The sequence below is a fragment of the Buchnera aphidicola (Cinara strobi) genome (genome assembly GCF_900560745.1).
In the GTDB taxonomy this organism is placed as follows: domain Bacteria; phylum Pseudomonadota; class Gammaproteobacteria; order Enterobacterales; family Enterobacteriaceae; genus Buchnera_F; species Buchnera_F aphidicola_AJ.
The window spans coordinates 121,166-143,337 of record NZ_LR025085.1; the positions used below are offsets into that span (position 1 = coordinate 121,166).

A 22,172-nucleotide genomic window follows, 5' to 3' on the forward strand; every position below is an offset into this window, starting at 1 on the left:
ATAAGTTTCATAATGAACTTTGAAGTGAGTAATTTTAAAATGGTTAAAATTTATATTGATAATAAGATATTTTTTGTAAAATCAACGGATAACTTATTGCAAGCTTGTTTATCCTCTGGTTGTAATGTTCCTTTTTTTTGCTGGCATCCAGCATTAGGAAGCATTGGTTCTTGCAGGCAATGTTCAGTCAAAGTATATAGAAATGAAGAAGATCATGTTGGTTATATAGTAATGGCATGTATGTCGGATATCCACGAGGGAATGAGAATTTCAGTTATGGATAGTGATTTAAAAATATTTCAAAAAAGTATTACTGAATTAATGATGTTGAATCATCCGCATGATTGCCCTGTTTGTGCAGAAGGGGGTAGTTGTCATTTACAGGATATGACAGTTTTGAATCAACATTCTCTTCGTCGCTATAGGTTTAGTAAGCGAGTTTTTAAGAATCAATATATGGGGCCCTTAATTTCGCATACAATGAATAGGTGTATTACATGTTATCGTTGTGTTCGATATTATTCAGATTATGCTGGGGGGAAAGATTTTGGTGTGTTTGGGTCTAACAATAAAATTTACTTTGGTCGTTTAGAAGACGGTTTATTAGAAAGCGAATATTCTGGAAATTTAATTGATGTATGCCCTACAGGAGTTTTTACTGATAAATCTAATGCTAATAACTTCTATCGTAAATGGGATTTACAGTATACTCCTAGTATTTGTCATAACTGTAGTATTGGTTGTAATATCCGATTAGGTGAGAGATCAGGAATTTTATCTCGTGTTGACAATAGATATAATTCTCAAGTAAATAGACATTTCCTATGTGATTTAGGACGATTTGGTTGTAATTATGTAAATCAAAAAAATTTTATCGGTTCGTTTAAACGTAAGAATAATATTCGTAAACCTTTAAATTATAAAGATGCTATTATTTTAGTTAAAAAGATTTTAAAAAAATCAAGTTATCGAATATTAGGAATTGGTTCCCCTCGTGCTAGCATAGAAAGTAATATGGCATTATCTAATTTAGTTGGAACTGAAAATTTTTCGAATGGAATGTTATCTAGTTTAGATGCTTGTATGCGTATTATCACACAGATTATAAAAAAAAGTAATATCCATATTCCTTCTATTCCTGAAATTGAAAGTTATGATGTTATTCTAATAATAGGTGAAGATATTACACAGACAGCTTCCCTGGCGGCATTATCTGTACGTCAGGCAATACAAGGATCTGGATTTTATTCTTCTATTTCAAAAAATTATGATATTCCAGTTTGGAATATTAATGCAATAAAAAATATTGCTTGTGATAAAAAAAATACTTTATTTATTATTTGTGATGATAAAACTAAATTAGATGATATTAGTAGCTATAGTTATTATGGATCCTTAAAAAAACAATTGAATTTTAGCGCTTTAATATTAGATGGTATTAAAAGTAATTTTAAAAATAGAAATATAAATTCTTCTTCTAGTTTAGATAAAATACATTTTATTGTAAAAAAATTATGTAGTGCAAAAAAACCATTGATTATTTCTGGAACTTCTTATTATAGTGTTGATATTATTAAAATATCGTTTAATATTGCTCAGTCTTTGAAAAAAATGGGTTTACCTGTTGGTTTAGCTTTATTTCCCCCTTCAGCAAACAGTGTAGGTGTATCTTTAATTCCTAGTATTTCTATAGATTCTCTTATAAAAATAATATATTCTGAACCAATAGATGTTCTAATTATCCTAGAAAATAATTTATATCGATTATATGAATCAGGTTTTGTTGATCATATTTTTAGAAAAATTAGAAAAGTAATTGTTTTAGATCATCAAATTAATAAAACAGTTAGACGCTCTGATGTATTTTTATTAAGTACAAACTTTTTGGAAAGTTCAGGAAATATTATTAACTATGAAGCTCGTTTACAAAGATTTTTTAGAGCTTATGATCCTAATTTAAATAACTCAGATCAAGTTAAACTGGATAGTTGGCGTTGGATATATGCAGTGCATAATAATATTCAATCACTTTCGATGATTAAAAATTTTACTATAGATGAGATGATGAAATTATGCTCTTCATGGAGTACTATTTTTGAAAAATTGTGTAATGCAGCCCCTTCTGCATCTTTTAGGATTGACGGGCAAAAAATTGCTAGACGTTCCTCTCGATTTAGTGGTAGAGCGGCTATTCATGCAGATAAAAGTGTACATGAATTAAAATCTGAAGTAGATGTAGATAGTATGTTTACTTCTTCTTCAGAAGGGAGTCAGCAGACTGATGATAATTTTTTTTATTCTCCTTTTTCTTGGTCTCCTAATTGGAATTCTAATCAATCTTCTTTTAAGTCATCATTAATCCCCTATTCTAAAAAACCTATACCTTATGAAGGTATTTTATTATTTAGGTTGAATCAGAAAAAAAATTTTCTAAGTTTTTTTACTAAAAATTCGTTTTCAGATAAACGGTCAAGTTTTTTATTATTTAAAATTATTCCGTATTATAAGTTATTAGGAAGTGAGGAAATGAGTCAAAATTATTTTTTAAAAATTATGCGAATAAGTCATGTATATGTTAAGCTAAATCCTGTAGATGCCCAAAAAATAAAAATTGATCAGGGTGATATCTTACAATTTCAAGTAGATAATAAGTTTTATAACGCTTCTGTAAAATTTTCTAAAAATATTAGTTCACACCACATTGGAATTCCAGTAGGTTTAATAGAGTTTCCAATGGATTTTGTCAATAAATTTGCTATAAATTTAATAAAATATAGTAAATAAGTATTTTAAACTAGGTTCTATCATATGAAAAACAAGGTTTTTTTTGCTTTTTTTTCTGTAGGTTTTATAATTTTTAGTGCAAGTATTTTAAGTTTAATAGAGAGAAAGTTATTAGCATTATTTCAAAATAGATATGGTCCAAATAGAGTGGGTTGGAAGGGATGTATGCAAGTATTTGCTGATGGAATCAAGTTACTTTTTAAAGAAGACTGGATTCCTCCTTTTAGTGACAAAATATTATTTTTGTTGGCCCCGGTTATTTCTTTTGTATCGCTATTATTGGTTTGTTCAGTGATTCCTGTAACTTCGAATTTAATGGTTATTAATTTAAATATTGGAGTTTTATTTTTTTTAATGATGTCTTCTTTATCTGTATACGGGGTTTTATTGGCTGGTTGGTCTAGTAATAACAAATATGCTTTATTAGGATCTCTTCGTGCAGTAGCTCAAATGTTGAGTTATGAAGTTTTTTTAGGTTTATCTTGTATGGGTCCAGTTATTCAGTGTGGATCTTTTAATTTAGTAGATATTGTTTATTCGCAAGAAAAAGTATGGAATATTGTTCCTCAGTTTTTTGGTTTTATAACTTTTTTTATTGCTTGTATTGCAGTTTGTCACAGACATCCTTTTGATCAACCTGAAGCAGAACAAGAGTTAGCAGATGGATATCATATTGAATATTCTGGAATGAAGTTTGGTATGTTTTTTATTGGTGAATATATTTCTGTTATTACAGTATCAGCATTAATAGTATGTTTATTTTTTGGAGGCTGGTTAGGTCCGTTTTTTTACCCAGGAATTTGGTTTATTTTAAAAGTGTTATTGTTTATATTTTTATTTATTTTATTGAGAGCATCTCTTCCTAGGCCAAGATATGATCACGTTATGTTGTTTGCATGGAAGTTTTGTTTACCAATTTCATTGTTAAATTTGATATATACGTCTTTTAAAGTATTGCTATATTTATAGGATAAAATTATAGATGATGAGTATAAAGAATATTATTTTAGGGTTTTTTAGCTGTATACGTACCTGTATATTAATATTTTGCAACATATTTTCCCCTAGAGAAACAAGAATGTATCCCGAAGAACCGTTGAATTTATCTTTAAGGTATCGTGGACGAATTATTTTAACTAGAAATACTGATGGGTCAGAGCGATGTGTAGCATGTAACCTTTGTTCGGTAGTTTGCCCTGTTAACTGCATTTCTTTAAAAAAATCAGAAGATAAAGATGGTCGTTGGTATTCTGAATTTTTTCGGATAAATATTTCGCGTTGTATTTTTTGTGGTTTATGTGAAGAAGCTTGCCCGACAGCAGCAATTCAATTGATTCCAGATGTAGAGTTAAGCGAAATTAAAAGAAATAGATTAATTTATGAAAAAAAAAATTTATTGATTTCCGGTCCAGGAAAATTTCCTAAATATAATTTTTATTCTATTTCAGGGGTTAATAAAAAAAAAGTATTTAATGATGCTTCTTCAAAAAAAATATTAAATTGCATTGATGTTACTTCTTTATTACCATAAGGAATAATTTTATGGTTCTCATATTTTATTTATTAAGTAGTTTTTCTATTTTATCTTCATTTTGGATAGTCGTAGGAGATAATCCAATTCATTGTTTGTTATTTTTAATTTTATTAATATGTTCTCTTTCTGGAATTTTTTTTATTTTAGGTTCTTTTTTTATTGGAATATTAGAAATAATTATTTATGCTGGTGCGATTATGGTGTTATTTGTTTTGGTGGTAATGTTAATTGATTTAAATGAACGTAATTTTAATATTCCATTGAAAAATCTTAGTAAATTTTTTGATATTATTTCTATTTTTAGTTTATTGATAAGTTTATTTTTTTTAATTATCCAATTAGTTTTTCATAAGAAGAAGTTTTTAATGTTTCAGAATATTTGTATTAAAGAAATTGGTTTATGCTTATTCGGTAAATATATTTTTTTAGTCGAATTATCTTCTTTATTATTGTTGTCTTCTATAATATTAGTATGTTTATTTTTTAAAAAGATAAAGTTTATTTTTAATTCTTCATAAAGGATGATATATAAAATTATGTTTTTATTAAATCACGGGATTATTTTGTCTATTATTTTATTTTTTATTGGTCTTTTTTCTTTATTAATTCGAAAAAATTTAATATTTATATTAATTAGTTTAGAGGTATTAACTCATTCAGTAATATTAGCAGTAGTATTAATTGGACATTATTGGAATCAACGGGATAGCCAAGTAATGTATATTTTTATTGTAACTTCGTCTGCAGCTGAAATAAGTATTATATTGGCGATTTTTTTAAAAATATATCAACGTTATGGTACGTTAGATATATATAAATTAAGTGAGATTTATAAATGAATTTAATTTATTTTGTTATTTTTTCCCCTTTAATTAGTTTTTTTTTATTAATTTTTTTTCAAAAATTTATTTCTAATAGGCAGGTTGCAATAATTAGTATTATTTCTATGTTTATTTCTTTATTGTCATTTATTTATGTTGCATATGATTACTACTATCTATGTTATAAATCTATAACTTTTCATATACCCTTTTTTCATTGGATGACTATAAAAAATTATAGTATTAAATTTAATTTTTTAGTAGATGTATATTCTTTATCAATGTTAGGAATGGTATTGTTAATTAGTTTGTGTATTTATTTTTTTTCTTTTTGGTATATGAACAATTCTTTAGAATGCTCTAAATATTTTATGTATACGAATTTATTTATTTTTTTTATGATGTTATTTATATTAACTGAAAATTTGGTTAGTATGTTTTTTACTTGGGAAATAGTTGGTATTTTCTCATACTTATTAATTGGATTTTATTTTAAAAAAGAAGAAAATGGATATGCAGCAATTAAATCATTTTTAATGACACGCATAGGTGATGTATTTTTTTTAATATCTATTTTTTTAATTTTTTTTAAATTTCGTACATTAGATTTTTTTGTTTTAAATCATTTAAGAGGAGAAATAATTTATTTAAATAGTTGTTCATATTATATATTTTTTATTGCTTTTTTCTTGATTCTTGCTGCAGTAGGTAAATCTGCTCAAGTTCCTTTTCATACTTGGTTAACTAGTGCTATGTGTGGGCCTACACCAGCATCTGCATTAATTCATGCAGCTACATTAGTAACTATGGGCGTTTATTTGATTATTCGATTGTATGCTTTATTTTTATATAACTTATATATAATGCGTTTGTTATCTAGTATTGGTTGTATTACTATTATAATATCCAGTATTTCAGCTATTTTTGAAAAAGACATTAAGCGTATTTTAGCGTTTTCTACTATCAGTCAAATTGGTTATATGTTTTTAGCATTAGGAACTAATAATGTTTTAGGTGCTTTTTATCATTTAATATTCCATTCATTTTTTAAATCGTTATTATTTTTATCTGCAGGATCAATTATTAAACATATGAATGGTGAAAGAAATATTTTAAAAATGGGTGGGTTATATAGGAAAATGCCGTTTATATATGTTGTTTTTCTTATTGGATGTAGCTCTCTAGCTTCATTTCCATTTTTAAGTTCTAGTTGTTACAGTAAAGGAGAAATTTTGTTAAATCTTCTCGCAAAGAAAGAAAATATTTTTTTTTTATGTAGTCTTTTAGGAGTATTTCTAACCTCTATATATTCATTTAGAATGATATTTTTAGTTTTTCATGGTTATAATAAATCTATTATACTGTCCATTCAAAAAAATTTTTTTTATTACCTTTCCATGATCTTTTTATGTTTAGGCTGTACTCCTTGTACTTGGTATATTCTTTCTAAGATTTTTTTAAATATGATTTATATTCCTGAGATTATTAGGATTCAATATTGGTATATAGAATATATTTCTTTTGGGGTTACATTGGTTGGATTAATGTGTGTATACATATTTTATATAAAACAGCCTATTTTTTTTAAAGGACATTGTTTAAAGATTATATTTTTTCCGTTAACTTCATTAGTATTCAATGATTGGTTTTTTGATATTTTTTATTCTTATTTTTTTGTACGATCATATTTAAATATTATAAAATATTTTAATAGTAAGAATTATTTTAATATAGAAAAATATTTTCTAAATTTTATCAATTTTTCTAAAAAAGAAATATTTAAAATAGAATTAATAAATATTGTTTACCATATTAAATGGTATATCTATTGTTTAGAAATAGTTTTAATTTTGATGTTTTTAGAAAAAATACTTGTAAGTAGATGGCGTTTTTTATAAATAAGTATTATTAAAAATATAATGGACTGACTTTTATTCAAGATAAAGTAAATAAAATAAGGATAACATAGTTTATGATTCTTCTGATTTTTATTTTAACACCTGTTTTTGGAGCTGTATTATCATATTTAATATCCTATGTTAAAAATACATTCCCTCGTTATGTAGCTTTTTGTTCTATTTTTTTTTGTTTTGTTCTTTCTTTATTTTTTTATTTTAATAATTTTTATTTTACGAAAATTGTAGCCTCTTCAGTTAATTTATACTCTATTTTTTATTGTAACTGGTTTCCTGAATATGGAATTTCTTTTTATTTTGGTATAGACAAGCTATCTTGGTGTATGATTTTTTTAACATCTATACTAGGTTTAGTTGCAATTTTTTGTGAATGGAATTCTGTTCATGATCATTCAGGGATGTTTTATTTCTTTTTATTGCTGGTAATTGCAGGTATATTTGGTATTTTTTTATCCTTTGATATGATAATATTTTTTTTGTTTTGGGAAATGATATTGATTCCTATTTATTTTTTAATTTTTTTTTGGGGTAATTTTCATAGAAATAAAAATTATGTTTATTTTTCTGCTAATAAATTTTTTATTTATTCACAGTTATCTGGTTTTATTTTATTATTTTCTATTTTAAGTTTATCTTGTATTTATCATAATTATTCGGGAATTTGGACGTTTAATTATTTTATTTTAAAAAATATTATTTTATCAGATCGCATTGAAGTTTTTTTAATGTTTAGTATATTATTAGCTTTTGTAATAAAAATTCCATTAGTTCCTTTTCATAGTTGGATGCCAGATCTTCAAGAATGTTTGCCTTTTTCTAATTCAGTTGACTTAATTATAATATTGCTAAAACCAGCGATATATGGATTATTGCGATTTAATTTAGTATTTTTTCCTCATTCATTACATAAATTTTCTCTTTTTTTAATGTGTTGGGGACTGTTTTCTATGTGGTATGGATCTATAATGGCTTTTTCTCAAAGTAATCTTAAAAGATTAATAGCGTTTTCTTCTATTTCTAGTATGGGTATTATTTTTTCAGCTTTGCATAGTGAAAATATCTTTGCTTATCAAGGGATGATTATATATTTATTATCTTATATGATATCTACTACTGCTTTATTAATTCTTATTAATAAGATTTTTAAGCACATGAAAACACATAATATACGTCATATTCGTGGATTGTGGTCGTGTATGCAATTTATTCCTTCATTTTTTTTATTTTTTTCGTTTGCTAATTTAAATATTCCGATTACTGGGAATTTTAGTGGTGAATTTATGATGTTTTATGGGATTTTTTCATCTTTTCCTATTATTAGTTGTTTATTTATTTTTGGTTTGATTTTTTCTTCTATTTATTCGTTAATGATGATACAACGGGTTTGTTACGGTACTACTAATCATTGTGTAGTTAAAAATGAATTAACTGTCTTTGATATAATTTTATTAACTTTTTTCACTATATTGTTAATAGCCTTAGGGTTAAATCCTAATTTTATCTTACAATTTTCTCATGATATATCAGAGAAATTATATCAAAATTATATTTTTTTGATTACTAGGTAACTTCAGTTATGATTAGATTATTTTATAACATTAAATCTATATTACCAATTTTTATATTTATTTTTTCTATGGTTGCTATATTTTATAGCATTTATTTAAAAAAAAGTATGTATTGGGGATATATAATTTCTATATTAAGCATCTTTTTTAGTATTTTAACAGTCTTATATTTAAGAAATTTAATTTCAGAATATTGTTCTGATTTAATTAAAGTTGATCAATATTCTTATTTTTCTATTTTTATTTTATTAATTTCAAGTTTTTATACTTGTATTTTTTCTCATCCATGGTTTTTATTTAAAACTCAACGTTCTATTGAATTTTATTTTTTTATTTTTTTATCTACTATTGGTGGTATTATAGTTTCTATATCATTTCATTTTTTTACTTTATTCTTAGGAATAGAATTATTATTTTTACCATTATTGGGTATTTTGATGTTTTTTCCTAAATCTAAAAAGAATTTATTATCCTTAATGGTATACATGATATTATCTATTTTTTCTTCTACTTTGTTATTATTAGGTTTTTCTTTTATTTACTTTGTTTCTGGACGGTTATGTTTTTCGTATTTTTCGTATTTTTTTATATTTAATCCTTCTTTAATGTTAGGAAGCATTATGTTGTCAGGAATAGGGATATTATGTTTATCTCTTTTTTTTAAGTTATCCCTATTTCCTTTACATACCTGGTCTCCTGGTATATATGAAAACGTTAATTCTTGTTCGTTGATTTATTTTTCTACAGTAACCAAAATTGCGATTTTGTCATTTTTAATGCATCTTTTTTTATATGTTCCATTTTTATTTCAAACATCTTCCTTATATTTTATTATTAAATTTTTTGCTTTAGCTTCTGTGATATTTGGTAGTATAGCAGCTATTATTCAAACTAATATACAAAAAATAATAGGTTACTTATCAATTTCTAATCTTGGAATATTAATATTAATTATATTAACATTTTCTTATAGTAATTCTTTATTACTAACTAAGTTATTATCAATTTATTTATTTAACTATGTATTAAGCATCATTGGTTTTTTTAGTATTAAAAGTATTGTTGATTTAAGTTTTTTTTCTCAAAATAATTGTTTTATTACTACAGATAATTCTTTAATTGGTCTTTTTTGGATAGATCCTGTTTTAGGGATTACAATGACAATCATTTTGTTTTCTTTATCTGGTTTTCCTATTACTTTAGGATTTTGGGGAAAATTTTTTTTCTTAAGGTATTTAATTCAAAAGAATTTTTTTTTTACAGTATTAGTGATTATTACTAGCGGTATAATTGGGACTCAAAGTTACTTGTTTGTTCTTAGAAGTTTATACTTTAAAAAAATTCAAAATGAACAGATAAATAAAAAATTTAATTTTTGTATTACTCAATTGCAAAAAATTTTAATTGTATGTATTGGTTTAATTTTAGTAATTTTAGGATTATTTCCTAAAGTAATTTTTAATTTTTTTTAAATAATTTCTAATGATTATAGATATAATATAATGATATAAAAATTATATTTTAAAAAATAAAAATTTAAATTATAAATTATATATAATATAATGTTGGAATTTTTTCCAACATTTATTATAAAAAAAAATTTATTTAAATAATAAGAATTTATTACATAATATAATTTTTTTTATTTTTTTTTAATTAAAAAACATTTCTGAAATTGATTGCTCTTGATGGATTCGATGAATAGCTTCTGCTATTATTTCTGATACAGTTATTACTCTAATATTTTTTAAAAATTTTATTTTTTGAGAGAGAGGAATAGTATCACATATAATAACTTCATCTATACATGATGTTTTTAGGTTATAGTATGCCTGACCCGAAAAAATAGGATGAGTTGCATATGCATAAATATTACGTGATCCATATTTTTTTAGTGCTTCAGCAGCTTTACATAATGTTGATCCGGTATCAATCATATCATCTATTAAGATACAATCTTTATTTTTTATATTTCCAATAATATGCATTACTCGAGAAATGTTTATGCTTGGCCTGCGTTTGTCAATAATAGCCATTTCAGAATCATTTAATAATTTTGCAATAATTCTTGTTCGTATAATTCCCCCAATATCTGGGGATACAAATACTGGATTTAAGAAATTCATTGCTTTAAGATCTTTTAGAAAAATAAAACTAGTAAAAATATTGTCTATAGGAATATTAAAAAATCCTTGGATTTGTTCAGAATGTAAATCAACTGTTAAAATTCGATCTACTCCAGCGCTAGACAAGATATCAGCAATAACTTTTGCAGTAATAGGTACTCGTGAAGATCTAATTCTTCTATCTTGTCGAGCATAACCAAAATAAGGAATTACAGCTGTAATTCTTCCAGCAGAAGCTCTCCTTAATGCATCAATCATAATTATTAACTCCATAACATTATCATTTACAGGAGAGCAAGTAGATTGTATTAAAAAAACATCTGATCCTCTTATATTTTCATTTATTTGTACGCTAACTTCCCCGTCACTAAATTTACTAACAGAAGCATCACCTAATTTAATTTTTAAATGTTTAGAGATATTATTAGCTAAATTTAAAACAGAATTTCCAGAAAATAATTTAATTCCCCTCATAGTTCCTCTTATAAAGAATAATATAATATTTTTTTTAAATAGTTTTTTATGATACATATATTATTTTTAATTTAAATATTTTAAAAATATTTTATATAATATCTTTAACTATAATATGATATTATAAATTATATATTAATATATTTTTATTGATATAGATTTTTTAATTTTCTTATTTTTTTATAGAAAAAGGATTTATTTTTATGAAAAAATCTATAATTACGAAAATGCAAAATTTAATAAAAAGATATGAAGAACTAGAATTATTGTTATCAAGTAATGATACAGTTTTTGATAAAGAAGAATTTTTAAAGTTATCAAAAGAATATTCTAGTTTATTTGATTTACATAAAATTTTTGTTTCTTGGTTAGAAGTAAAATCAGAAATAAAAAATATTAAATTATTGTTAAATGATTCTGTGATTGGTGAATTAGCTGAAGAAGAGTTATTTTTAGCGAAAAAAAAAAAAAAAATTATTGAAAAAAAGATCAAAATCTTATTGATACCTATTGATCCATATGATAAAAATAGTTGTTTTATTGAAATACGGGCAGCTACAGGGGGAAATGAGGCTGCTATTTTTTCTGGAGATTTGTGTAAAATGTATATGCGGTATGCTGATTTAAAATCCTGGAAAGTAAAAATTATTAATTTTCATATAGGTGAAAAAGGCGGTTATAAGGAAATTGTATTAAAGGTTTCTGGTTCTGGAGTATGTGGACGATTAAAGTTTGAATCTGGAGGACATAGAGTACAGCGTGTTCCAAAAACAGAATCACAAGGACGTGTTCATACTTCTGCGTGCACTGTAGCTATTATGCCTGAGCCGTCTATATCAGAAAAAATTATTTTAAATAGTGTAGATTTAAAAATAGATACTTTTCGTTCTTCTGGTGCCGGAGGGCAGCATGTTAATACAACAGATTCTGCCGTTCGTATTACACATATTCCTACTGGATATACAGTAGAATGTCAAGATGAACGTTCACAACATAAAAATAAAGAAAAAGCATTATCAGTTTTATCTGCAAAAATTTATTCTGAACATTGTGCAAAAAAAGAATTAGAAAGTTCTTTAATGAGAAGAAATTTACTAGGAACAGGATCTCGGACAGATAGGAATAGAACATATAACTTTTCTCAAAATCGGGTGACAGATCATCGTATTAATTTGACGATATATCGTTTAAATGAAGTTTTATCTGGTAAGTTAGATTTATTAATAGAACCTTTATTACAGGAGCATCAAGCAGATTTGTTATTAACAGTGGAAAAAAAATAGACTGGTATACATAATGAATGTTTTAACATGGCTATTAACTTCTCAAAAAAAATTAGTTAGAAGTTTTACACCTAAACTGGATGTAGAGTTATTATTATGTTTTGTATTAAAAATATCAAAAGAAAAACTATTTTTAAAACAAAATAAAATAATTCATGAAAATGATCTATATATTTTAAATACTTTTTTACGTAGAAGGATTTTAGGGGAACCAGTTGCTTATATTTTGCAAAAAAAAGAATTCTGGTCACTTCCCTTATTCGTTTCCCGACATGTTTTAGTTCCACGACCAGATACAGAAATTTTAGTAGAACAGGTATTATTAAAAGTTTCTTCAGTTTGTAAGAATATCCTAGAATTAGGAACTGGTAGTGGAGCTATATCTTTAGCTTTAGCTTCAGAATTTCCTAAATGTAAAATTACAGGAACCGATATTAGTTTACCATCTTTATCGATAGCAAGATATAATGCTATTCAGTTAAATATTAAAAATATTAAATTTATTTATAGTGATTGGTTTTCAAATGTCCCTGTTAAAAGATTTCATATAATTGTAAGTAATCCTCCATACTTATCTGAAGACGATTTATCGCTAGCTTCTAGCAGAGATCTTTTTTTTGAGCCACGTCATGCCTTAGTTTCAGGAAAGCATGGAATTGAATGTATACAGTATATTATAGAAAATTCTTTTCGTTATTTTATTTCTTCAGGATGGTTATACATAGAACATTGTCATAAGCAAGCTTTGAAAGTAAAGATTTTGTTCCAAAAAAATTTTTATACTAAAGTTTCTTCTGTCATGGATTATTCTAATCGTAATAGGGTAACTTTTGGTTATTTGAATAAATAAATCTAATTGTTTTATAATAAACTGTTTATATTTTATTTTATTTTGAATTGTTTAAGGAAAGATATGATAGATATAAATAATATTGATTTTTCTAAGGTCTCTTTATTTGAGACAATGATTACCATAATGGCGAAAATTCGTAGTGATTTTTCTCAAGAAAATGTAATGATATTATGCAATAGTAAAGTAGAAGAATCTTTGTTAGTTATTAAAAATAAAGTGTCTCAAAAATACAAATTAAAGAAATTATTAATTTTATTTTATAAAAAATGGAATTTTAGTTGTTCTATTCAAAAATATAAGTTATCTCAAATGTTGTGGTTAGATAAAGTAATGCTATCTCATCAAGGTAATGCTTTTTCGTTAGGAATAATTTTTATGTATATTGCTCATCAATTAAATTTATTGATAGAGCCAATAATTTTTCCTACGCAATTGATTTTAACAATGAAACTATCAGAAGATAATTATCTTTATTTTAATCCGTTAAATGGAGATATACTTACTAAACATATTTTAGATGTTTGGTTAAAATGTAATATTAGTCCATCAATTAAGCTTAATAAAAATCATTTAAAAAGATCTAAATCATTATTAATTATACACAAAATACTGGATATGCTAAAAATAGCATTAATTGAAGAGAAAAATATAGAATTAGCATTAAATGTTAGTAATATATTACTAACTTTAAAACCAAAAGATCCTTATGAAATGCGAGATCGAGGGTTAATTTTTTCTCAGCTAAATTGTTATAAAGCAGCTATATCAGATTTATTATATTTTGTTGAGCGATGTCCAGAGGATCCTATTAGTGATATTATAAAAATTCAAATTCATTCTATTGAACAAAAGAAAATTACTTTTCATTAATAAGATTATATTTATTGATAAAATTATAACAGAAAAATTGTTTTTTTGATTTTTTAAAATTTTCTTAAATAGATAAGTAATAAATTTTTAATAATAATGGATATATAAAAAGAGATATTTTATGGTAGAAAAATTAATTTTAGTATTAAATTGTGGTAGTTCATCTGTTAAGTTTTCAATTATTAATCCAACTAAAAAAATAACTTATTTGAACGGAGTAGTAGAGACGATTAATAGTGTTACGTCAATTTATGTATATAATTTAATTAACCAAAAAAAAATTTTTAAACGATTCGATAAAATAAAGAAATATAAAAAATTAATTTCGATGATTTTTGATACATTAGATAATGAATATAAAAATTATTTAGAAAAAATAATTGGAATTGGACATAGAGTTGTTCATGGAGGGAAATATTTAAAAAAATCTATGATTATTAATAGTGATGTTATATCAAAAATTAATAAATCATCCATTTTTGCTCCGCTTCACAACCCTTTTCATTTATTAGCTATTCAGGTATCCTTTTCAAGGTTTGAAAAATTGAAAAATAATAATGTAGCTGTATTTGACACTTCGTTTCATCAAACTATTCCTAAAGAATCTTTTTTATATGCAATTCCGTATTATTTTTATAGAGATTATTATATTCGTAGATATGGTGCTCATGGGATTAATCATTTTTATGTTATGAAACGATCGGCTTTATTATTAAATAAATCAGTTAGACTATTAAACGTTATTAGTTGTCATTTAGGAAGCGGGTCATCTATTACAGCAATTGTTAAAGGTGAATCAGTAGATACTTCCATGGGTTTGACTCCATTAGAGGGATTAGCTATGGGAACAAGATGTGGAGATATTGATCCGTCTATAATTTTTTATATGATTAATAAATTAAAGATGTCTGTTCAAGAAGTAGAAAAAATTTTAACTTCAAATTCTGGAGTATTAGGCGTGAGTACTATTACTAGTGATTTTAGAGAATTAGAAGAAAAATATAGCATACATAAAAAATCTAAATTAGCAATTGATTTATTTTGTCGTCGAGTGTCTAAATATATTGGAGGATATTCTGTATTAATGAATGGGCAATTAGATGCCCTTATTTTTACTGGAGGGGTTGGAGAAAATTCTTCTTTTATTCGTAAAAAAATTGTTGATAAATTGTCTCTATTGGGTTTTTTTATTGATTTACAGAAAAATTTAAATAAATCTAAAAAAGATAAATTTATACACTTTCAAGATAGTATTCCTATACTAGTAATTTTAGCTAATGAAAATCAAGTAATTGCTCAAGAAACTTATGATTTAGTAAATAAATTATAAATTATAATATACATGGTGATATATTGTTATATATATCTTTACATAAACTGCTTTATTTTTATTTTAGTAAATAATATTTATGAAAAATTATTCAAGGGATTTTAAGTTATTTTTAAAAAAACAAGCCAGTTTAAAAGTTAGAACTATTGTTTTCCCTGAAGGAAATAATTTAAAAATTATAAAATCTGTATCGATATGCAGTAAATTGAAAATTTCTAAGTGTATTTTATTGGGAGATAGTTCTTATATTAAAAATATGGCTGTTCAGAATAATATTGTTTTAAATGATAATATTTTAATTATTAATCCAGATAGTATTCGTAAAAATTATGTGGATGATTTATTTAAATTAAGAAAAAATAAAGATATTTTTAATCGAGATCAAGCATTAAATAAGTTAAATGATAATGTAATATTATCTATTATGATGTTATATTTAAATGATGTAGATGGAGTAGTAGCTGGAATTACACGTCCTACAGCTGAAATTATACGACCAACTTTTCAGATAATACAAAATGGATGTAAAGATCCTTTTGTTTCCTCTGTTTTCTTGATGCTTTTTTTAGACAAAGTTTTAGTATATGGAGATTGTGCCATCAATCGGTATCCTAATTCTACTGAATTAGCTAAAATTGCTATACAATCTGCAAATACAGCTAGTTCTGTAGGTATTTTTCCTTCCGTTGCTATGTTATCGTATTCTACTGGAAGTTCTAGTTCAGGTGCTTCAGTAGATCGAATTAGTCATTCGTTAGAAATAATAAAAAAAATTAAACCAGAATTGTTAGTAGATGGACCGATACAATACGATGCTGCTATTTCAAAGGAGATAGCAAATATAAAATTACCTGAATCTCAGGTAGCTGGCCAAGCGACTGTGCTAATTTTTCCTGATTTAAATTCTGGAAATATTACATATAAAGCTGTACAACAAACAGCTAAGATTACATCTATTGGACCTATTTTACAGGGTTTGAAAAAACCAGTGAATGATTTGTCGCGAGGCGCATCAGTTGATGACGTAGTATATACTACAGCTATGACTGTTATTCAGTCTTTTTAAGGTTTTTAGTTAACATTCCACTAAGATCGCTTTTATTATAATTTTTAATTCGTAAAATTACTATCATAAATATTTTTATTTGCATAGTAATTTTATGATTTTAATGAGTTGTTTGAGAGTTTTTGTAATCCGACTACTTTTTCTTTCTTTTTCGTTCTAATTAAAATAACTCCTTGCGTATTTCTTTTTAAAACAGTAATTTCTGATACTCGTGTGCGAACGAGTGTTCCAGCATCAGTGATGAGCATTATTTGATTTTCATGATTGACTTGTATAGCCCCTATAACTACTCCGTTTTTCGGTGTTACTCGTATAGAAATTACTCCTTTTGTGGCACGTGATTTTACTGGAAATTGATTAAATTTAGTTCTTTTACCATATCCATTTTCAGTTACAACAAGAATATCATCTTTTGTCTTTGGAACTAAAAGAGAAACTAATCGATCGCTTTTATCAATACTCATACCTTTAATCCCAGATGCAGTTCGACCCATTTTTCTAATGTTTTTTTCGGAAAATTGAACTACTTTTCCTTTAGAGGTAAACATTAATATATTATTTTCTCCATTTGTTAATGCAACTCCTATTAATTCATCATTCTTTCTTAAATTTATAGCAATAATACCGGAATTTCTTGGATTTTGAAATTGACTTAATGGTGTTTTTTTAACATATCCTAATGCAGTAGCCATAAATATATTAATAGAAGATTGATATACAGAAATAGGTAAAATTGTAGTAATTCTTTCTTTTGAAGTTAACGGTAATAAGTTAATAATCGGCCTTCCTCGTGCATGTCTACTAGTTTCTGGAAGTTGATATACTTTCATCCAGTATAATATTCCTCTACTAGAAAAACACAAGATAGTATCATGGGAATTGACAACTAATAAATTTTCGATATGATCTTTCTTTTTTGTTTTAGCGGCGGACTTCCCTTTTCCTCCTCTTTTTTGTGCGTTATAATCAGAAATAGGTTGGTATTTTACATATCCTGATCGTGACAACGTGACTACAACGCTTTCTTTGAGGACTATATCTTTTAAGTTTATTTCTGATGTTGTACTAATAATTTTAGTTCGGCGTGAATCAGAAAAATTTTTTTGTATATATATTAATTCATCTTGAATAATTTTTTTTAATTTTTTTGAATCTGATAATATTTTTTTGAGTTTTTTTGTTTTTTTAATTAATTGAGTATATTCATTATTAATTTTACATTGTTCTAATGTTGTTAGCTTATGTAGTTTAATATCTAAAATAGCAAGAGCTTGTTTTTTACTGAAATTAAAAAATTTTTTATTTCTATTATCTTTTTTATTATAATTAAGAAAAATATTTTTTTTCCAATTTATGGTTTCTAAATTTTTTCTTGCAGTAGTAATATTGTTTGCAGTTTTAATAATATTAATTATTTTATCAATATTTTCTAATGCAGTAGAAAATCCCTCTAGGATATGTATTCGTTTTTTTGATTTTTTTAATTTAAATAAACATTTTCGAGTAATAATAATTTTTCTGTGTTGAATAAATTCTTTGATGATATCTTTCAAGCTCATTTTTTTTGGTTGGTCTGATGATAATGCAACCATGTTAATACCAAAAGATATTTGTAAAGACGTGAGTGTATATAATTGATTAAGAATTACTTTAGCATTAAAGTCTTTTTTAATATCGATAACAATTCGCATTCCGTCTTGATCTGATTCGTCACGTATATTTTTTATTCCATTAATTTTTTTATCTTTGACTAAGATAGCAATTTTTTCAATTAATTTTGATTTATTAACTTGATAGGGTAGTTCGTGAATAATTAAAGATTCTTTTTTATTTTTTGAACTTGTTTCTATTGAATACTTTGATCGAAGATATAGTTTTCCTTTTCCTGTACGATAAGCTTCTTTAATACCCTTTTTTCCATAAATAATTCCTGCAGTTGGAAAATCCGGTCCTGGAATATATACCATTAATTCCTTTAAGGAAATTGATTTATTTTTTAAATATGCTATACATCCGTTTATCACCTCTGTTAAGTTGTGTGGAGGTATATTTGTAGCCATTCCAACAGCGATTCCTGATGAACCGTTAATTAGTAAATTTGGAATTTTAGTTGGTAAAATTTCTGGTATTTTTTCTGTTCCGTCGTAATTGAGGACAAAATTTGTCGTATCTTTTTTTAGGTCGCTTAGCATTTCATGGGCAATTTTAGACATACGTATTTCTGTATAACGCATAGCTGCTGCAGAATCCCCATCTATTGATCCAAAATTCCCCTGACCGTCAATTAAAGTATATCTTAAAGAAAATGGTTGAGCCATACGTACAATAGCATCGTATACCGCAGAGTCGCCGTGTGGATGGTATTTCCCGATCACATCTCCTACAATACGGGCAGACTTTTTGTAAGGTTTATTCCATTCGTTGTGTAATATATTCATAGCAAATAATATTCTACGATGAACTGGTTTTAATCCATCTCTTACATCTGGTAAAGCTCGACCAATTATTACAGACATGGCATAATCAAGATAAGATCTTTTTAATTCTTCTTCAATATTGACCCGTTTGATTTCTCGTTTAAGGTCTTTCATTAATTTTTATCTCAATAAAATATGGAAAATTTAAAATTTTTTTTAATTATATCATAATTTTATTATTTGATAATTATTTTTATGTTTTTTATTTTATATAGTTTATATTTTATTATTGTTTATTTTTATTTATATTTGTTTTTCTTTTTAAAAAAGAATGTTTATTAAAACCAATGTAATTATATATACATGGTTTTAAATTTTTTAAAATATATGTTGTTTTGGGAAATCATTATATTTCTTGAAAGCTTTGTGTTAAATATTTTTTAATTCCATTAGGGTTTGCTTGAATTGTTTTTTTTCCGGGTTCCCAGTTAGCCGGACAAACTTCACCATACTTCGCATATATTTTTAAAGCATCAATGATTCTAATTATTTCTTTTATATTTCGACCAATAGGTAGATCGTTAACAGACTGATGTCTGATAATACCAGAAGAATCTATGACAAATGATGCTCGTAGTGCAATTTTTAATTCTTCATGTTCAATTCCATAAGATTGTTGTATTTTTTTTGTAATATCAGAGATCATTGGGAATTTTATTTTTCCAATTCCTCCTTCTTGAATTTTAGTATTTTGCCATGCATTATGTGTATATACAGAATCAATAGAAACTCCTATTATACATACGTTTCTTTTTTTAAATTCATCGTATAATTTATTAAATGCTATTATTTCTGATGGACATACAAAAGTAAAATCCATAGGCCAAAAGAATAAAACTACTGTTTTTCTATGAGTATATTCCTTAAAATTAAAGTCATTAATGATTACTCCGTTTTTTAAAATAGCTGAAGCAGTAAAATTTGGTGCTTTTTTAGATACTAATATCATTATTTATACCTCTATTTTTTTTAAAAATTTATATTTAATCATTTCTTATTAAATAATTGTATATTAAACTATAACATATTTCTTCTTTTTTTTTAGTTTTATTCAAAATTATTATTTTAATTTTTTTTAAAAAATTAAATATATTTTATTTTTTTAGATTATCAGTTATTTTTTATTATAATTATCTTTATATTTATATATAGGTTTTTTATTTATGCTTATGAATTCTAATACATTATGGTCAGATTTTTTATCTGAAGAAAAAAAAAAAAAATATTTTGTTAATTTATTAAAAACGATTACGAATATAAAAAGAAATACAGTAGTTTTTCCAATTAAAGAGCATATTTTTAATGCTTTTCGTTTAACTCCATTGTCAATAGTTAAAGTAGTAATTTTAGGACAAGATCCTTATTACCGTTTTGGTCAGGCAGACGGATTATCTTTTTCTGTTCCTCGAGGATGTATTTTACCTCCTTCATTAAAAAATATTTTTTATGAATTAAAAAATAATTTTTTAATTTCTCATAAAAATATGAGTGGTTGTTTAAAACCTTGGGCTAAACAGGGAGTTTTATTATTAAATTCTATCTTAACTGTTTCTGAAGGTTCCCCAGGATCGCATAAAGGAATAGGCTGGGAAATATTTACTGATCAAGTTATCAGAATAGTTAGTGATATTTGTTCTGGAGTGATATTTATATTATGGGGATCGTTTTCTTTGAGAAAATATAATTTAATTGATCGAAAAAAACACTTTATATTGAGGTCGTCGCATCCATCACCATTATCGAGTCATCGAGGTTTTTTTGGATGCAGACACTTTTTAAAAACAAATATTTTATTAAAAAATCAAAAAAAACAACCTATTGATTGGTTTAATAAAATGGAACACTAGGTATTTTTTATTTATCATTGACGGTTTTAGAATATTATATACTATATTTGAACAATAGCTTTTTTTATAACTTTCTTATTAAAAGTATATCCATTTTTAATAATATTTTTAATAATTGTAGTGTTTGTAATTTTTTTTAGTTTTTGTGTTTTTTTTAAAGAATGTATGTTTGAATTAAAAGGTATATTGAGTTTGTTTATTTTCTTAATATTCCAAATTTTTAGGTTTTTTTCAAAAATGTTTTTTGTAAGTTTTATTCCTTCGATTACAGGATGTTTCTCTACAATGAAATTTTCAGATTTTTTTACTAAATTGTCAATTTTATTAACAATAGGAACGATAGATTGAATAAAATTAAAAAACATATTATTTTGAATGTTCAGTACTTCTTTAGAATTATTTTTTTTTATATTTTCTATTTCTGCATAAAACCTTAAACGCATATTTTTTTTTTTTTTTTTTATAGAATAAATTTTTTTTTCTATTTCATTAGATATTAAATCTGTTTTTTTTTTATTTTTATCTTCATTTAGTTTGATAGTATTACTTTTATTTATATTATTCATTTGGTTTATTATGTTAAAATGTAAAGTTATATTTATAATGTATTAATTACAAAGAAAGTTATAATAATTTCATATTTATTATAAATAATTGTAATATATTTTAATTATATTTAAAAGATATTTACCGATAATTTCAATTAATTATATTAATAATATTTATTTTATCAATGGATAGTATGAATAGAATTTTATGAAAAAAAATAAATATTTTTTAAATATATTTATTATATTTAATAACTTGTAATCTATTTATAGATATATTTACATTTTTTATAATGGAGCTGGCGGGAGTTGAACCCGCGTCCAAAAATAACTATTAGTATTGCTCTACATGTTTAGTTTATTTTATTTAATAAAATAAATACTAAAATAAACAAAGTATTATTTTTTATCTTGATTTTTTATAACTCTGATGTTTCAAGATTAACGTTTCAGCGTTATCTCTTTTAAATATAACCTTTTATAAGATATTTATTCTATTAAAAGAGAGTAAAATAGACTAAAAAAAAGGGCTTTATCCAGGTTTTTAAGCTGCTAAAGCGTATTTTTGTTTATTTGCGTTTAATTAATTTGGTTTTTTAACGAGGCAAACCAATCCTCGACATGCAACAATAATGATAGTAAATTTTGTCAAATCCATGATCAGCCCCATATGTA

Annotated in this window: 18 protein-coding genes and 1 other RNA gene; 14 read left to right on the forward strand and 5 right to left on the reverse strand. The window is 24.7% G+C overall.

What is annotated here, in order from left to right; translation table 11 throughout:
• The first annotated feature begins 39 nt into the window (after window positions 1-39).
• The 8 genes from nuoG (at window position 40) to EAO23_RS00580 (ending at window position 10,095) form a co-directional block, all read left to right on the forward strand.
• On the forward strand, window positions 40-2,784 hold the full coding sequence (nuoG, locus tag EAO23_RS00545) for an NADH-quinone oxidoreductase subunit NuoG (RefSeq protein ID WP_158348998.1): 2,745 nt from the start codon (window positions 40-42) through the stop codon (window positions 2,782-2,784).
• Between the two features lie 24 nt (window positions 2,785-2,808).
• A complete protein-coding gene (gene nuoH, locus EAO23_RS00550; protein ID WP_158348999.1) occupies window positions 2,809-3,753 on the forward strand; it encodes an NADH-quinone oxidoreductase subunit NuoH in 945 nt (314 codons plus the stop codon).
• Between the two features lie 16 nt (window positions 3,754-3,769).
• Window positions 3,770-4,315 (forward strand): NADH-quinone oxidoreductase subunit NuoI, encoded by a 546-nt coding sequence (gene nuoI / locus EAO23_RS00555; protein WP_158349264.1) that lies wholly within the window; start codon window positions 3,770-3,772, stop codon window positions 4,313-4,315.
• 11 nt (window positions 4,316-4,326) lie between these two features.
• The gene (locus EAO23_RS00560; protein ID WP_158349000.1) at window positions 4,327-4,836 is read left to right on the forward strand and encodes an NADH-quinone oxidoreductase subunit J; all 510 of its coding nucleotides are present in this window, start codon (window positions 4,327-4,329) and stop codon (window positions 4,834-4,836) included.
• Window positions 4,837-4,854: 18 nt separating this feature from the next.
• Window positions 4,855-5,157 (forward strand): NADH-quinone oxidoreductase subunit NuoK, encoded by a 303-nt coding sequence (nuoK, locus tag EAO23_RS00565; RefSeq protein WP_158349001.1) that lies wholly within the window; start codon window positions 4,855-4,857, stop codon window positions 5,155-5,157.
• On the forward strand, window positions 5,154-7,037 hold the full coding sequence (locus EAO23_RS00570; protein ID WP_158349002.1) for an NADH-quinone oxidoreductase subunit L: 1,884 nt from the start codon (window positions 5,154-5,156) through the stop codon (window positions 7,035-7,037). Before nuoK ends, EAO23_RS00570 begins: the two co-directional genes overlap by 4 nt.
• A 74-nt stretch (window positions 7,038-7,111) precedes the next feature.
• Window positions 7,112-8,623, forward strand: coding sequence for a complex I subunit 4 family protein (locus EAO23_RS00575; RefSeq protein WP_158349003.1), 1,512 nt, complete (start codon window positions 7,112-7,114; stop codon window positions 8,621-8,623).
• A gap of 8 nt (window positions 8,624-8,631) precedes the next feature.
• Window positions 8,632-10,095 (forward strand): NADH-quinone oxidoreductase subunit N, encoded by a 1,464-nt coding sequence (locus tag EAO23_RS00580; RefSeq protein ID WP_158349004.1) that lies wholly within the window; start codon window positions 8,632-8,634, stop codon window positions 10,093-10,095.
• A gap of 180 nt (window positions 10,096-10,275) precedes the next feature.
• On the opposite strand, the gene EAO23_RS00585 is transcribed toward EAO23_RS00580, so the two are convergent.
• Window positions 10,276-11,214 carry a ribose-phosphate pyrophosphokinase gene (locus EAO23_RS00585; protein ID WP_269460655.1) on the reverse strand — a complete coding sequence of 313 codons (939 nt, stop codon included), beginning with the start codon at window positions 11,212-11,214 and terminating at the stop codon, window positions 10,276-10,278.
• A 212-nt stretch (window positions 11,215-11,426) separates the two neighbouring features.
• Here EAO23_RS00585 and prfA point away from each other — a divergent pair, with 212 nt between their 5' ends.
• From prfA to pta, 5 genes are all read left to right on the forward strand, one after another.
• Window positions 11,427-12,506, forward strand: a complete 1,080-nt coding sequence (prfA, locus tag EAO23_RS00590) for a peptide chain release factor 1 (protein ID WP_158349006.1) — start codon at window positions 11,427-11,429, stop codon at window positions 12,504-12,506.
• 13 nt (window positions 12,507-12,519) lie between these two features.
• Window positions 12,520-13,356 carry a peptide chain release factor N(5)-glutamine methyltransferase gene (gene prmC / locus EAO23_RS00595; RefSeq protein WP_158349007.1) on the forward strand — a complete coding sequence of 279 codons (837 nt, stop codon included), beginning with the start codon at window positions 12,520-12,522 and terminating at the stop codon, window positions 13,354-13,356.
• 63 nt (window positions 13,357-13,419) lie between these two features.
• Entirely contained in the window at window positions 13,420-14,229 is an 810-nt protein-coding gene (locus tag EAO23_RS00600) for a tetratricopeptide repeat protein (protein WP_158349008.1), read from the forward strand.
• 121 nt (window positions 14,230-14,350) lie between these two features.
• A complete protein-coding gene (locus EAO23_RS00605) occupies window positions 14,351-15,559 on the forward strand; it encodes an acetate kinase (protein WP_158349009.1) in 1,209 nt (402 codons plus the stop codon).
• Between the two features lie 79 nt (window positions 15,560-15,638).
• Window positions 15,639-16,625, forward strand: a complete 987-nt coding sequence (pta, locus tag EAO23_RS00610; protein ID WP_158349010.1) for a phosphate acetyltransferase — start codon at window positions 15,639-15,641, stop codon at window positions 16,623-16,625.
• A gap of 92 nt (window positions 16,626-16,717) precedes the next feature.
• On the opposite strand, the gene gyrA is transcribed toward pta, so the two are convergent.
• A complete protein-coding gene (gyrA, locus tag EAO23_RS00615) occupies window positions 16,718-19,216 on the reverse strand; it encodes a DNA gyrase subunit A (protein WP_158349011.1) in 2,499 nt (832 codons plus the stop codon).
• 232 nt (window positions 19,217-19,448) lie between these two features.
• Window positions 19,449-20,051: a peroxiredoxin gene (locus EAO23_RS00620; protein ID WP_158349012.1), complete on the reverse strand. Its 603-nt coding sequence runs from the start codon at window positions 20,049-20,051 to the stop codon at window positions 19,449-19,451.
• 220 nt (window positions 20,052-20,271) lie between these two features.
• Between EAO23_RS00620 and ung the strand changes: the two genes are divergently transcribed.
• The gene (ung, locus tag EAO23_RS00625; RefSeq protein WP_420021824.1) at window positions 20,272-20,949 is read left to right on the forward strand and encodes a uracil-DNA glycosylase; all 678 of its coding nucleotides are present in this window, start codon (window positions 20,272-20,274) and stop codon (window positions 20,947-20,949) included.
• A 41-nt stretch (window positions 20,950-20,990) separates the two neighbouring features.
• Here the strand turns inward: ung and grpE are convergent, their stop codons facing one another.
• Together grpE and ssrA are read right to left on the reverse strand one after the other, a co-directional pair.
• The gene (grpE, locus tag EAO23_RS00630; protein WP_158349014.1) at window positions 20,991-21,515 is read right to left on the reverse strand and encodes a nucleotide exchange factor GrpE; all 525 of its coding nucleotides are present in this window, start codon (window positions 21,513-21,515) and stop codon (window positions 20,991-20,993) included.
• A 273-nt stretch (window positions 21,516-21,788) separates the two neighbouring features.
• Window positions 21,789-22,165, reverse strand: a transfer-messenger RNA (tmRNA) gene (ssrA, locus tag EAO23_RS00635).
• Window positions 22,166-22,172: the final 7 nt, after the last annotated feature.